This is a genomic window from Flavobacterium potami (assembly GCF_020026915.1).
Lineage (GTDB): Bacteria > Bacteroidota > Bacteroidia > Flavobacteriales > Flavobacteriaceae > Flavobacterium > Flavobacterium potami.
The window spans coordinates 550,376-565,266 of record NZ_JAINUY010000002.1 but is presented as its reverse complement, the minus strand read 5'-3'; the positions used below and the strand labels follow the sequence as shown (position 1 = coordinate 565,266).

The window sequence follows — 14,891 nt, the reverse complement described above, 5'->3', positions numbered from 1 at the left end:
AACTTTCATTAAATGGCTAAAGATAATAATCCAAATCCGAATAAATTTAAAATAAGTCCTTGGTTAATATATACCGCAATACTTTTAGTTTTTTTATTCATAAGTTTTGCCACAGGAGGATCAAGCTTAAGCGAACCTGCTCAATTAACTTCTTCTAAATTCAATACGCTTTTAGAAAAAGGTCAGATTGAAAAAGTTATTGTTTTTAACAAAGCAGAAGCAGAAGTATATTTAAATGCTGCGGCTCTTAAAGACCCGGCAAATAAAAAAGTTGCAGAAGATATTTTTAAACAACCAAACAAAGGTCCACATTACACTTTGGAAATTGGTAATGATCAAATCTTTCAGACTAAATTAGAAAAAGCAGTTAGTGAAGGAAAATTGAAAGATTTCAACTTTCTTCAAAAAAACAACTGGAGCGATATTTTAATCAGCTTACTTCCTATCATCATCATTGTGGGGGTATGGATCTTCATTATGCGTAAAATGTCTGGCGGAGGCGCTGGAGGTGGCGGACAGATTTTCAATATCGGAAAATCGAAAGCTAAACTTTTTGACGAAAAAACAGATATCAAAACTACGTTTAAAGATGTTGCTGGTTTAGAAGGCGCTAAAGAAGAAATTCAGGAAATCGTTGAATTCCTTAAAAATCCTGAGAAATATACCAATCTAGGAGGTAAAATTCCTAAAGGAGCTTTACTTGTAGGACCTCCAGGAACTGGTAAAACGTTATTGGCAAAAGCTGTTGCTGGTGAGGCACAAGTACCTTTCTTCTCTTTATCAGGTTCTGATTTCGTAGAAATGTTCGTAGGAGTCGGAGCTTCACGTGTACGTGATTTGTTCAAACAAGCTAAAGAAAAATCTCCTGCTATCATTTTCATCGACGAAATTGATGCTGTTGGTAGAGCGAGAGGAAAAAGCAATATGTCTGGCGGAAACGATGAGAGAGAAAACACATTGAACCAATTACTAACAGAGATGGATGGTTTTGGTACAAACTCTAACGTAATTGTTTTGGCTGCAACAAACAGAGCTGACGTTCTGGATAAAGCTTTAATGCGTGCCGGACGTTTTGACAGACAAATTTTTGTTGATTTACCAGATATTCGCGAAAGAGCAGAAATCTTTCAAGTACACTTAAAACCAATCAAAAAAGTTGAAGGTCTTGATTTAGATTTCTTAGCCAAACAAACTCCAGGATTCTCTGGTGCTGATATTGCGAATGTTTGTAACGAAGCTGCCTTAATTGCTGCACGTAACAACAAACCAGCTGTGGATAGACAAGATTTTCTTGACGCTGTGGATCGAATTATCGGTGGTTTAGAAAAGAAAAACAAAATCATTACTCCAGAAGAGAAAAGAGCAATTGCTATTCACGAAGCGGGTCATGCAACTGTAAGCTGGATGTTGGAGCACGCTGCTCCTCTTATTAAAGTAACTATTGTACCTAGAGGACAAAGTTTAGGAGCTGCATGGTATTTACCAGAAGAAAGACAAATCGTAAGAACAGATCAAATGTTAGACGAAATGTGTGCTACTATGGGAGGAAGAGCTGCTGAAAAAGTAACTTTCGACAGAATTTCTACTGGTGCGTTGAGCGACTTAGAAAAAGTAACACGTCAAGCTCGTGCCATGGTCACAATCTACGGATTGAACGATAAGATTGGTAACGTTACGTATTACGATTCAACTGGACAAAGCGAATACAATTTCTCTAAACCATATTCTGACGAAACTGCAAAAATCATTGATGCTGAAATTTCAGAATTAATCGAAGGCCAATACCAAAGAGCTATTCAAATTTTAGAGGAAAACAAAGACAAACTGAATCAACTTGCTGATATTCTGATTGAAAAAGAAGTTATCTTTAAAGATGATTTGGAAAACATTTTCGGAAAACGAACTTTTGATAAAAATTTAGAAGAAGTTGTTTCATAAATAATTACGAAAAACGTAATAAATTTTCAAAATCTTAATTCAAAACACCCTTTTGAATTAAGATTTTTTTATCTTTGAACGTTTTCAATTAACATGTAAAGCATTTCATATAAAAAATGAATTTTTTCAAAAAAATATTTGGCTCTAGTGAAGCCGCTTCAGACGAAGAGAACGAAAGCGAATATGCAGGTACATCTGCGCAGAACAGTCATTTATCTTTAGACGAGCAATTTATTTTCAATTTTAAAAAAAATGGAGGTAAATTTTTATACTGTGAAAATGCAGAAGAACTTGCTGAACAATTTGAAAATATATTAGAAGAAAATGATTGGTTTGAAAGCGAAGTTTTGTGTTACGAGCCAGGACTTTTTACATTATTAGAAGAAAACAAACTTTTTTTTCAAGCTCCTACAAAACCAAAATTTCTATTAGCAAGCTGTGAAAACCTGATTGCTGATGAAGGTTCAATTTTATTTTCTTCTAAACAGATCAGACAAAATAAACCAAACGAATTACCGACAAATATTGTCATTATAGCAACAACAAGCCAAATTCTTCCAATGAAGAGTGATGGATTAAGTGCCATAAAACGTAAATACGAAAGGGACTACCCTACCAACATTACTACCATAAAATATTTCGAAAAAGCGAAAGAAGAAGATTTTACTCAATACGGAAGTGTTGCAAAGAATCTTTATTTATTGCTTCTTGAAAACCTTTAAGATGAACGAAACACTGAAGAGAACCATTTCTGGTGCTGTTTATATCGCTTTATTATTAGCTTCCATATTGTTTTCTACAGAAAGCTTCATCACTCTTTTTGGTGTTTTTCTAATGATAACAATATATGAGTTTTCTAATATTGTAAACTTAAACAAAGTCTTTTCCATTCTTTTTGGTACTTTAATTTATTCTGCTACAATTCTTGTAAGTCATTACAACAAACAAACTAGCAAATTCTTAAATGATACATTCAATTCTAATATTAGTTTAGAAACCAACATTAAGCAACTGGATTTAATTCTTTTAGCTATTACAATTGTTGTTTCAATAAAATGCATCATATTCTTATTTTATGATTCAGTTCAGAAAATAAGTATTTCTTCAAAATATCTTTACCTATTAGGATATATTACACTTCCTTTTATTTTTATTGTTAAAATCTCTTTTGGGACCAACAACTATAATCCTAAAATTATTATTGGATTATTTGTATTGATTTGGACCAATGACACTTTTGCATATCTGGTTGGAAAATCAATCGGAAAACATAAATTATTTGAGCGCGTTTCACCTAAGAAAACAATTGAAGGTTTTCTTGGAGGGGTTGTATTTGCAGCTTTTGCAGGATTTTTAATTTCTAAATTATACATTCAGCCTAATGCTGAATTTAGCAATAAATCAATCTTAATCTGGACCATAATTGCGTTAATCGTGAGTGTTTTTGGAACAATTGGAGATTTGATTGAATCTAAATTCAAAAGAATTGCTGGCATAAAAGACAGTGGTTCCATCATGCCTGGACACGGAGGTATTCTAGATCGATTAGATAGTGTTATATTTGTAGCACCAATTATATTTTTATTTTATCAAATTTTATATTATGTTTCATAAAGAAGGTGGCCCGTCTATTTTAATAGGTGTAATTTTTACTGTTGTTGTGGTTTTATTAGCTGACCAGTTTATTGATATTTATTGGTTGCAAAAGCTTGTACAAATTTTCGCTTTAATAGTTTTAATTATCATTTTACAATTTTTTAGAAACCCTAAAAGAATTGCAATTCGAAACAGCGATCATATCCTTGCTCCTGTTGATGGAAAAGTTGTGGTTATTGAAGAGGTTTACGAAGGAGAATACTTTAAAGACAAACGTCTTCAAGTATCTATTTTCATGTCACCAATCAATGTACACGTTACACGATACGCAATGGATGGTATCATTAAATTTAGCAAATATCACCCGGGAAAATTTCTTGTAGCATGGCATCCAAAAGCAAGTGAAGAAAATGAAAGAACTACCGTTGTAATCGAGAATGAAACTTTCGGCGCTATTTTATACAGACAAATTGCTGGTGCATTGGCTCGTAGAATTGTAAACTATGCGCAAGAAGGAATGCAAGTAGTACAAGGAACAGATGCTGGTTTTATTAAATTTGGTTCAAGAGTAGATTTATTTTTACCTTTAGGCACACCAATTAACGTTGAGCTAAATCAGGTAGCTGTTGGCGGAAAAACAATTATTGCTACTAAAGCATAAATGGCAGAAAAAGATCTAGATATTCGTTTTGCAGAAGCCGTAGAAGTTGCAATGACAATGACTCAGGCTTCATTGCCGCAAGATGTGCAGCTAAGGCTGTATGCTTTTTACAAACAGGCGACTTTTGGAACAGCGGTTTACAATCAATCTGAAAATTTTGATTTAAGGGACGCTTTCAAAACCAATGCCTGGATGCAAATTAGCCATATGTCTGTTGATGAAGCTAAAGAAAATTATATTGAGATTATCAATTCATTAACATCAAAATAAATTATATTATGAAGAAAAACGTTGTTCTTTTTAGCACTTTAGCTTCATTTTTACTATTATTTTCCTGTAAAGATGATAAACTTGTTGAAGTTGTAGAAGTACCACTTCCTACGAAAGAAGAAAAAATATCTATTGGTTCGCCAAATGACGTAAAAGCTGATCCCGGTTCTTTTGAAATGACAAAACTCTCATTTAATTATGATGGTCTTGCGCCTGACATTAGAACCTTGACATTAGAAACTCATTATTCTAAGCATTATTTATCTTATACAAACAATTTCAACAAAGAGATTGTTTCTACTGAGTTTGAAAATATGCCTATTGAGGATATTTTGAAAAAAATGGATTTAAGTAATGCAAAGCTTCGTCAGAATGCGGGTGGATACTACAATCATACCTTGTATTTCAACATTCTGACACCTAAAGAACAAACTCCTAAAGATACGCTTGCTGGTTCTATTAATAAAGAATTTGGTTCTTTTAACAACTTAACGAATCAATTTAAAGCGCAATCAGAAAAACAGTTTGGTTCTGGATGGGTCTGGCTGGTTGTGGATCGCTATGGTAAATTGCAGATCACAACAACTGAAGACCAAGATAATCCGTTAATGAAAAACGCTTTGATTCCAGGAACTCCAATTATGGGAATTGATCTTTGGGAACATGCTTATTATCTCGATTATCAAAACAGAAAAGGAAGTTATGTTGATGCTTTCTACCAACATATCAACTGGGAAAAAGTAAACGAATACTACATTGAAGCCCTCAAAAAGGTTAAAAAAGTATAGAAAAGAAGCTGATACAATTAAGTATCAGCTTTTTTTTATACCTTAATGGTAACTAGAACACGAACAACATGAGAGATATTGCCAATCGTTTTATAGAAAACCCATTATTATCACCATCAGACATACCACCAAGCAGAGAAGGTTTAGAAATAACCTGTCTCTTAAATCCGGGCGTATTTCAGTTTCAAAATAAAACCTGGCTGGCTGTACGAGTTGCAGAAAGACCTAAACAAATTGAAAATATTATTTCATTTCCAATCCTTACAGCATCAGGAACTATTCAAATTATTGAGATTTTAAAAGATCATCCTGAACTTATTGCAACAGACGCTCGGGTTATAAACTATCAGGGAATTGATTATTTAACGACTTTATCCCACATAAGATTATTGTGTAGCGAAGACGGAAAACATTTCTATGAACCTGAAGATTACCCTCATTTAGTTGGTGAAGGTATTTTAGAAACTTTCGGGATTGAAGATTGCAGAGTTTCCTTAATTGAAGGAAAATATTACCTAACATTTACTTCTGTTTCAGATAATGGTGTTGGCGTTGGTTTAAGAACGACAACCGATTGGAAAAATTTCCAGAAACACGGAATGATTTTTCCTGCTCATAACAAAGACTGCGCAATATTCGAAGAAAAAATAAATGGTTTATTTTATGCATTACACCGGCCAAGTAGTGTTGATATTGGAGGAAATTATATTTGGATTGCTTCTTCTCCGGATGGCATTCATTGGGGAAATCATAAATGTATCGTTAAAACCCGAAAGAAGCTCTGGGACAGTAAAAGAGTTGGCGCAGGTGCATCTCCAATAAAAACAGAAAAAGGCTGGCTAGAAATTTACCATGGTGCAAATGAGTTTCATCAGTATTGCTTAGGGGCTTTTTTAATGGATTTAAAAAATCCTTCAAAAGTAATTTCCAGAACCGAAGAGCCTATTATGTTCCCTAAAACAGATTACGAATTGAGTGGCTTTTTTGGAAATGTAGTTTTCACAAATGGTCATATTGTAGAACCGGACGGAGATACATTGACCGTTTATTACGGTGCTTCTGATGAATTTGTTTGTGGTGCAACATTTTCGATCAAAGAAATCCTTTCTCTTTTAAAAGATATATAAAAACAAAAAACTTGTTTAGGTTGTTCAACACTAAACAAGTTTTTTTTATGCAAGTTCTTTTTTTTATTTCAATTCTAAAATCAAAGATTCAGACGGCTGAATCTCAACTTTTGCTGTTCCTTCTCCATTTTGAACTTTTAAAACAAAAGTCTTGGTTTGATACAATTGTTCTTTTAATTGATATTCTCCATCTTTTAAATTCCATTTTAAAATTAGGGACGAAGGCACTTTCAAATTAAATTCACTTTGTTTTTCAGAAGAAAAATTAGCCAATACAATCAGTTTTTGTTTTTCTGACCATCGCGCATAAGAATACAACAAAGCATCATAATCTTGATTATTTACTCGATTTACAGACTGAAGTTCCTCAAAACTTCCCATCAAAGCACTGCTGTTGATTGTAAAATTTAGTAAACGTTTATAAAAATCACGAAGCTGTTTTTCTGAATCTGATAATTGTCCGCCATCAAACTTTCCGTTGTTCATCCAACGCTGGTGATTTGGAACTCCAATATAATCAAAAATCGAGGTTCTTGAGCGTTTACCAAAACCTGCATCTTCATTTCCCGCCTCTCCTACTTCCTGACCAAAATAAATCATAGTTGGCGAAGTACTGATCGTAGCAGAAACCACCATCAATGGTTTTCCTCTTTCTGGTGTCTCTGCAAATTCTGGACTTGCTAAACGTTGTTCATCATGATTATCAAGAAAATGCAGCATATGATGTTCAATATCAGACATTCCTTTTTGAATATTTGTTAATTCATCAGGCGAAGATTTCCCTCTAATAATATCTTTCAGTTTGTCATACGTCTCTACTTTATCATACAAATAATCCATTTTTCCTAAACGAATGTAATTGCGATATTCATTCGGATTATAAACTTCTGCCAATAAAAAGGCATTCGGATTTTTCATTTTAATAGAAGAATTCATAAAACTCCAAAACTCGTACGGAACCATTTCTGCCATATCATAGCGAAATCCGTCAACACCTTTATCTGTCCAGTATAAAGCAATGTCTCTGAATTTTTTCCAAGAATTTGGAACATCTTTATCTTGCCAAAAAGCAAAATGTTCCTGATACGATTTTTGATCAAATCCTGCAGGAAGTTCAGGAAAATCTTTAGTTCCGTCTGGACGAACGCCATAATTTACTTTCACGGTTTCGTACCAGTCGTTTTGATCCGGTTTGAATTTTCGGGAGCCATTTCCAGTCCATTTTGCAGGATTTTCATCAAATTTACCATCAATCAATGGATTCTTTTCTCCATTTAAGGGAACATCTCCATCCGGAATTTCAAAATGTTCATTCGGAATGTAATAGAAATTATTATCTCTTTTGTATTCAACCGAAACATCATCATCTGCGCCAAAATCTTTTACTCCCGAAGGATTTGATTTTCCTTCATATTTTCTGGCAATATGATTTGGAACGATATCAACAATCACCTTCAAACCAGCGTTATGAGTACGTTTAATCAACGCTTCAAACTCCTGTAAACGATTGGCAGGATTAACCGCTAAATCTGGATTTACATTATAATAATCTTTGACAGCATAAGGAGAACCTGCACGACCTTTTACCACTTCAGGATCATCATTTGATATACCATAAGCGGTGTAATCGCGCACTAATGCATGATGAGGCACACCTGTATACCAAATATAATTTACACCTAAATCTTTTATTTCGTGAAGTGCTGTATCAGTAAAATCATTAAATTTTCCAACCCCATTTTCTTCAATTGTTCCCCAAGGTTTGTTGTTGGTATTTTTATTTCCGAATAGGCGTGTAAAAACCTGATACACTACAACCTTCTTATCATTAGAAGGATCTTCTTTAACTTCACTCATTTTTAAATCTTTTGTTTTGCATCCTGAAAACAGCATTGTTGCGACAACTCCGACCGCAATAAATTTACTTTTTATCATATATTTTTTAATCTAAACTTCTGTTTATTAGATTCCATAATCGACATAAAATCATGGAATCAGCTACTAAATTTAGTTTATTTTTTAAGACCTAAAAGAAACTTACTTCTATTTGTCTTTTACAGTTGCTAAAAACCTTCACTACAACGTGAGAGTTCTCCAATTTGTTGATAATTTGAAGAATTAAAATATTTGATGGTAGCTTGTTAATTTTGAATTATAAATTAATGCTAATAACAATATAAGGTTGTAACCTTTTTCATAAATTTGACAAAAATTTAATCAGTTGAATAAATCACTCTTTTACATATTTTCTTGTCTGCTTTTTTTAAGCACTCAATCTTTCGCGCAAGCAGCAAAAAATGCCCCAAAGCAGATTCACATAGACCGTGCTGATAATTTTGAACGTAATGAAGACTTGGTTCCTGGCGGAGTTCTTTTGAGCGGCAATGTACAAATTACCCATGACGGTGTAGTTCTGACTTGCAATAGAGCATATGTTTTTAATAAAGAAAACTATCTTAAAGCATTTGGAAATGTACAATTGGTACAAGGTGACACTTTGTTTTTAAATAGCAAATATGCTGAATATAGTGGAAATTTAAAGAAAGCTTTTGCCACAGGAAATGCCGTAATGACTTCTCCTGATGCCACTTTACAAACCGATACTATTAATTTTGACAGAAATGTTCAAGAAGCTTTTTACAATACAAAAGGTACTATCGTCAACAAAGACAATACTTTGGTAAGTAAATCTGGTAAATATTTTGTGAAAGAAAAAAAGTTTCAGTTCTTAACCGAAGTTGTTATTACAAATCCGAAATATGTGATTAAGTCCAATCATTTGGATTATTATAGTAATTCTGGACACACTTATCTTCTTGGTCCTTCAACTATTACCAGCAAAGAAAATTATATTTATACTGAAAAAGGCTTTTACGACACCAAGAAAAACCTCGCTCATTTTCTGAGGAAATCCTATATAAAATATGATGACAGACTTATAGAAGGCGATAGTTTGTTTTATAATCGAAATACCGAATTTGCGTCGGCAACACGGAATGTAAAAATTACTGATTCCATTAATAAAGGAATTGTAAAGGGGCATTACGCTGAACTTTACAAGCTAAAAGATTCCATGTTTGTTACCAAAAGAGCCGTTGCGATAAATTTAGTCGAAAACGATTCGGTTTACATTCACGGTCAAAAACTATTGGTTACTGGAAAAGAAGGAGAAAGAATCTTGAGAGCTTTTAAAAATGTGCGTTTTTACAAAATCGACATGAGCGGTAAATGCGATTCGATTCACTCAGACTCTAAAACCGCATTGACAAAATTAATTGGAAAACCAATTCTTTGGAATGGAGAAAGTCAGATTACAGGAGATGTAATGCACTTAATTGGAGACAATAATACCAGAAAAATTGATTCGCTAAAAGTATTGAACAACACATTCCTCATTTCCAAAGACACCCTCGGCACTGGCTATAATCAGGTTAAAGGACTCAATTTATTTGGCAAATTCCGGGATGGAAAACTCCATGATGTTGATGTAATCAAGAATACCGAAGTCGTTTATTTTATGAGAAATGATGCCAATGAATTAATTGGGATAAACAAAAGCGTCAGCAGTAAAATTAATTTGCTTTTGGAGAATAATGCAATTGAAACCATTACATTTTACAATAAAGTTGATGGCGATATGTATCCTGAAGATGAACTTCCAGAAAATGCCCGAAAACTTAGAGGAATGATCTGGCGAGGCGATGAACGAATAAAATCTAAAGATGATATTTTTACCGCAGAAGATAATGAATTGAATGAAAAACTAATCAAACAAGGTAAAGAGGAAGAAGAAAAAGGAAAAAATGTTCCGATGAAAGTCAGGAAGGAAACTTTGAATTACGACAAAAAGAAGCCTGCTGTTAAAGTAGAAACGAAGCCTCAGATTAAGTAGTTTTTTTTAGTTTTCAGTCTCAGTCGCAGTTTTCAGTCTCAATCGCAGTCTCAGTTTTCAGTGATTTAGAATTAAAATAATCAAAAACCTTTGAACCTTTTTAACTCTGAAACTTTGAACCTCTAAAAATTAACCTAAGCCTAAAGTCAAAACCTTAGAACCTTAGTACCTTTGCCACTTAGTACCCTAAAAAAATGAATCCAGATTTTATAAAATACCAAGCGCAAACTTCTCCTTACCCACTCGGAATGGAAGTTTCTCATGCTATTGGTTCTTACATATACGATACCAACGATAAAAAATATTTAGATTTTGTTGCCGGAGTTTCGGCTTGCACTTTAGGACATCAACATCCCAGAGTAAATCAGGCGATAAAAGATCAATTGGACAAATATTCGCATGTAATGGTTTACGGTGAATATTCTCAAAGTCCCGCCGTTCAATATTGCAAATTAATGGCTTCTCTCCTTCCCGAATCTTTAAACAAAACCTATTTAGTAAATTCTGGTACAGAAGCGATTGAAGGCGCTCTAAAACTAGCCAAAAGAACCACAGGTAGAAGTCAGTTAATTTCTTGTCATAATGCGTATCACGGAAACACTATGGGTTCTATGAGTGTTATGGGATTTGAAGAAAGAAAACAAGCTTTTAGACCCTTGCTTCCTGATGTTGATTTTATCACTTTCAATAACGAAGAAGATTTACAAAAAATAACTACACGAACTGCGGCCATTCTTTTAGAAACCATTCAGGGAGGCGCAGGATTTATTCAACCAGAAAATAATTTTCTTGAAAAAGTTCGAAGACGTTGCGATGAAGTTGGAGCCTTAATGATTGTGGATGAAATTCAGCCAGGTTTTGGAAGAACAGGAAAACTATTTGGTTTTCAAAATTATGACGTTGTTCCAGATATTGTTGTAATGGGCAAAGGAATGGGTGGCGGAATGCCAGTTGGTGCTTTTACAGCTTCTGCTGAAAAAATGGACCTATTAACCGAAAATCCAAAATTAGGACATATTACTACTTTTGGAGGTCATCCTGTCATTGCGTCAGCTTGTTTGGCTACTTTACAAGAATTAACTGAAACAAATTTAATAGCGGAAACGCTGGAAAAAGAAAAACTCTTCCGATCACTTCTGGTACATCCTTTGATTACAGAAGTAAGAGGAAAAGGATTAATGTTGGCTGCCATGACAGAATCGGCAGAAATTACCAACGAAGTCATTTTGAACTGTCAAGATAAAGGATTGATTTTATTCTGGCTTTTATTTGAAGGATGCGCAATTAGAATTACACCTCCATTAACCATTTCAGAAGATGAAATTAGAGAAGGTTGCGCAATAATTTTGAAGGTTATGGATGAAATTTTGAAAAAAAATAACGGATAAAATACAAGGTTATATTTTTTTCTACAGCAATTAAAAAATGACAAAACAGAAGTTAATCCCTTAAGAATAAGAGAGATTTCTTCCCAAAACAGAATAAAAAACGCTATATATTGTTAATTAAATTGTTCAAAACAATTAATTTCTTATCCTTACAACAATTATATGGTTGCCTAAATTTATATCAGGCTAATTTCAAATATACGAAGTATGCAATTAAGCAACGAAGAAGAAGATTATAACCTATCCCTATCCAAATTTGAGTCGATGTTAAAAACCAACAAAGTACTCTTTTTTGATTCTGAAGAATTCGAAGAAATAATTCTTCATTATTTAGACATAGGTAAGGCTAATTTAGCAAAAAAGGCCTTAAAACTTGCATTAGATCAGCACCCAAAATCTACAGGCTTAAAATTAGTACAAGTAGAAATGCTGGTTTATGATGACAAACTCGAACTGGCTGAAAAGCTTTTGAATGAGTTGTACGCAATTGAACCTAACAACGAGGAAATTTATATCCAAAAAGCCAATATTTGTTCGAAAAGAGATCAACACGAAAAAGCAGTTGAATTATTAAAAATTGCATTGCAATATACTGATGATTACGCTGATGTGTACAACTTGATTGGAATGGAATATCTTTTTATGGATAATCTTGAACTGGCAAAAGAAAACTTCATCAAATGTCTTGAAGAAGATTTAGAAGATCAGTCTGCACTTTACAACGTAGTGTACTGTTTTGAATTTTTAGACCAAAACCAGGATGCTATTGTTTATCTAAACGATTACATTAACAAAAACCCTTACAGCGAAATCGCATGGCATCAATTAGGACGTCTTCATTACGGTGTAAAAGAGTATGAAAATGCTATTCGTGCCTTTGACTATGCTACGCTTATTGATGACGAGTTTTTAGGCGCTTTTATGGAAAAAGCAAAAGCTTATGAACGTCTAAAAAAATACAATGAAGCTATCGAAAGCTATAACAGAACAATCGAATTGGACGATGCAACATCATACGCTTTACTTCGAATTGGTAAATGTTACGAAAAGCTTGGTAATCTAGCAAAAGCAATTCAATACTATAACCAAACCGTTCATGAAGATCCTCTTCTAGACAAAGGATGGATTGCGATTACAGATTTTCATCTGCGTCAGAAAAACTATCAAAAAGCATTATTTTTTGTGAATAAGGCTTTAGCAATTGACAATCAAAATCGTTTGTATTGGAAGCGATATGCAACTATCAATAAACAAATGAACTTTTTTGAAGAAGCTGAATTTGGCTATAGAAAAGCTGTGGAGTTTGGAGATTATGCCCTTGATACTTGGTTGTTTTGGGTTGATATTCTTCAATTTTTAGGTGAATTTGAAAGTGCTATTCAGACGTTACTACAAGCTTCAGAATATTTTCCTGAAGAAAATGAAATCGAATATCGTTTGGCAGGATTGTATTTTATGATTCAGGACAACACAAAGGCCAAATTTCACTTAAGCAACGGCTTACGATTAAACTTTGATAATTATATTTTAATTGAAGATCTATTTCCTGTAGTTTGGTCAAAAAAAATGGTAAAAAATTATATAGAAAAACATAGAAAACAATAATGGTTGATATTTTATTAAGAAGACGCTTTGGATTATTAGGACGAAACATTAGTTACTCATTTTCAAAAGGTTATTTTACAGAAAAATTTGATAATGAAGTTTTTGCAGGTAACAGCTACGAAAATTTTGATATTTCTGAAATTAATTACTTTACCGAATTAATTAAAAACAATCCTGACCTAAAGGGTTTAAATGTAACTATTCCGTATAAAGAACAAGTTATCCCTTTCTTAGATAAATTATCAAAAAAAGCAGCTTTAATTGGAGCTGTAAACACCATTAAATTTACCAAAAACGGCAAATTAAAAGGTTACAATACAGATTATTATGGTTTTAAAAAATCATTAGAACCATTATTAGAACCACATCATAAAAAAGCGCTTATTCTAGGGACTGGAGGTGCTTCTAAAGGTGTTGCTTTTGCTTTAGACGAATTAAATATTCCTTATACTTTTGTTTCAAGAGAAGCAAAAGAAAATATCATTGATTACGATTTGATTAATGCCACTACTTTTGACAATTTTCAAATTATAATCAACTGTACTCCTGTTGGTACAAGCCCGAACATCGAGGCCTGTCCTAATTTACCTTATGAGTTCTTTACAGAAAAACATATTGCATACGACTTGATTTACAATCCTGCAGAAACTACTTTCCTAAAAAAGGCTAAAGAAAAAGGTGCAGTCATAAAAAATGGTTATGATATGTTGATTTTTCAGGCTGAAAAAGCTTGGAAAATTTGGAATAAATAAAATATACAATTAAAAAATAAAATGTTAATGTATTTTTTGTATTTTTAAATCACTAAATAACAAGTGATTATGAATAAAATACAATTACTTAGCATTTTATTTTTTTTATTTCACAATCTACTTTTTGCTCAGGAAAATGATACTTTGCAAAGTCCTTTTTCCGAGCCGCGTTATCATTATTTTCTCAAAACAATTATTCTCTTCGATGAATATTTAGATACCGATAACGGATCAATTAATACCACACAAGTACGCGTTCTTCTTCCTATTGGAAACAAAGCATGGAATTTAAGATTTGATCTTCCGTTAGTTTCTGCAAACACCAACTCAATCAACAAAACTGCAATTGGAGACGTAGGCATGGGAATAAGCTACATTCCTTACATGAAAAACAGTAATGGAATTGCTTTACGAACCAGAGTGTACGCCAATACCGCTGCAGATCCTAATTTTGGAACAGGCAAATGGGTTATTATGCCCGCAGCACTTTATGGAAAATATATTTATGATAAAAAATTTCTTTGGCTTTCGACACTAGAATACCAAACAAGTTTTGCTGGTGAAGACGACCGAAATGATATTAGCGTTACTCTTTTTGAAAATGTACTTTTTCACTTTTTTGGAAAAAACTGGATTGCAGGAGATGTTGCATTTCGATATAATGCCATTATCAAAGGTTTTCAAAATAACGCTTTTGTTGAGTTTGGTCGAAAAATTACTCCCACCAATTTAATTTACATACATCCTAGTGCTGGATTCGGAGCAAATAGAACGTATAATTTCGGAATTGAAATGGGTGTTTTAATTCTTTTCTAGCACCAAAAAAATCAATAGAACCCTACTAATTTACATTTATCGAGAATAAATAGTAAAA

Annotated in this window: 13 protein-coding genes; 12 read left to right on the top strand and 1 reads right to left on the bottom strand. The window is 33.2% G+C overall.

What is annotated here, in order from left to right; all coding sequences use genetic code 11:
- Positions 1–12: 12 nt before the first annotated feature.
- From ftsH to K6T82_RS08260, 7 genes are all read left to right on the top strand, one after another.
- Complete coding sequence (ftsH, locus tag K6T82_RS08290) at positions 13–1,938, top strand: ATP-dependent zinc metalloprotease FtsH (protein ID WP_223705465.1); 1,926 nt, start codon at positions 13–15, stop codon at positions 1,936–1,938.
- Positions 1,939–2,054: 116 nt separating this feature from the next.
- On the top strand, positions 2,055–2,660 hold the full coding sequence (locus K6T82_RS08285) for a lactate utilization protein (RefSeq protein WP_223705464.1): 606 nt from the start codon (positions 2,055–2,057) through the stop codon (positions 2,658–2,660).
- 1 nt (position 2,661) lies between these two features.
- On the top strand, positions 2,662–3,552 hold the full coding sequence (locus K6T82_RS08280) for a phosphatidate cytidylyltransferase (RefSeq protein ID WP_223705463.1): 891 nt from the start codon (positions 2,662–2,664) through the stop codon (positions 3,550–3,552).
- Positions 3,542–4,195, top strand: a complete 654-nt coding sequence (locus tag K6T82_RS08275) for a phosphatidylserine decarboxylase family protein (RefSeq protein WP_223705462.1) — start codon at positions 3,542–3,544, stop codon at positions 4,193–4,195. Before K6T82_RS08280 ends, K6T82_RS08275 begins: the two co-directional genes overlap by 11 nt.
- On the top strand, positions 4,196–4,465 hold the full coding sequence (locus tag K6T82_RS08270) for an acyl-CoA-binding protein (RefSeq protein WP_223705461.1): 270 nt from the start codon (positions 4,196–4,198) through the stop codon (positions 4,463–4,465).
- A gap of 8 nt (positions 4,466–4,473) precedes the next feature.
- Positions 4,474–5,253 carry a superoxide dismutase gene (locus K6T82_RS08265; protein WP_223705460.1) on the top strand — a complete coding sequence of 260 codons (780 nt, stop codon included), beginning with the start codon at positions 4,474–4,476 and terminating at the stop codon, positions 5,251–5,253.
- Positions 5,254–5,321: 68 nt separating this feature from the next.
- Positions 5,322–6,380, top strand: a complete 1,059-nt coding sequence (locus tag K6T82_RS08260; protein WP_223705459.1) for a glycoside hydrolase family 130 protein — start codon at positions 5,322–5,324, stop codon at positions 6,378–6,380.
- 63 nt (positions 6,381–6,443) lie between these two features.
- Here the strand turns inward: K6T82_RS08260 and K6T82_RS08255 are convergent, their stop codons facing one another.
- A complete protein-coding gene (locus K6T82_RS08255; protein ID WP_223705458.1) occupies positions 6,444–8,315 on the bottom strand; it encodes an alpha-amylase family protein in 1,872 nt (623 codons plus the stop codon).
- A gap of 286 nt (positions 8,316–8,601) precedes the next feature.
- Here K6T82_RS08255 and K6T82_RS08250 point away from each other — a divergent pair, with 286 nt between their 5' ends.
- From K6T82_RS08250 to K6T82_RS08230, 5 genes are all read left to right on the top strand, one after another.
- The gene (locus K6T82_RS08250) at positions 8,602–10,272 is read left to right on the top strand and encodes an OstA-like protein (RefSeq protein ID WP_223705457.1); all 1,671 of its coding nucleotides are present in this window, start codon (positions 8,602–8,604) and stop codon (positions 10,270–10,272) included.
- A 194-nt stretch (positions 10,273–10,466) separates the two neighbouring features.
- On the top strand, positions 10,467–11,660 hold the full coding sequence (locus tag K6T82_RS08245; protein ID WP_223705456.1) for an aspartate aminotransferase family protein: 1,194 nt from the start codon (positions 10,467–10,469) through the stop codon (positions 11,658–11,660).
- A 207-nt stretch (positions 11,661–11,867) separates the two neighbouring features.
- The gene (locus K6T82_RS08240; protein WP_223705455.1) at positions 11,868–13,265 is read left to right on the top strand and encodes a tetratricopeptide repeat protein; all 1,398 of its coding nucleotides are present in this window, start codon (positions 11,868–11,870) and stop codon (positions 13,263–13,265) included.
- Positions 13,265–14,017 carry a shikimate dehydrogenase family protein gene (locus K6T82_RS08235; RefSeq protein WP_223705454.1) on the top strand — a complete coding sequence of 251 codons (753 nt, stop codon included), beginning with the start codon at positions 13,265–13,267 and terminating at the stop codon, positions 14,015–14,017. Before K6T82_RS08240 ends, K6T82_RS08235 begins: the two co-directional genes overlap by 1 nt.
- Positions 14,018–14,086: 69 nt before the next feature.
- The gene (locus K6T82_RS08230) at positions 14,087–14,833 is read left to right on the top strand and encodes a lipid A phosphoethanolamine transferase (RefSeq protein WP_223705453.1); all 747 of its coding nucleotides are present in this window, start codon (positions 14,087–14,089) and stop codon (positions 14,831–14,833) included.
- Positions 14,834–14,891: the final 58 nt, after the last annotated feature.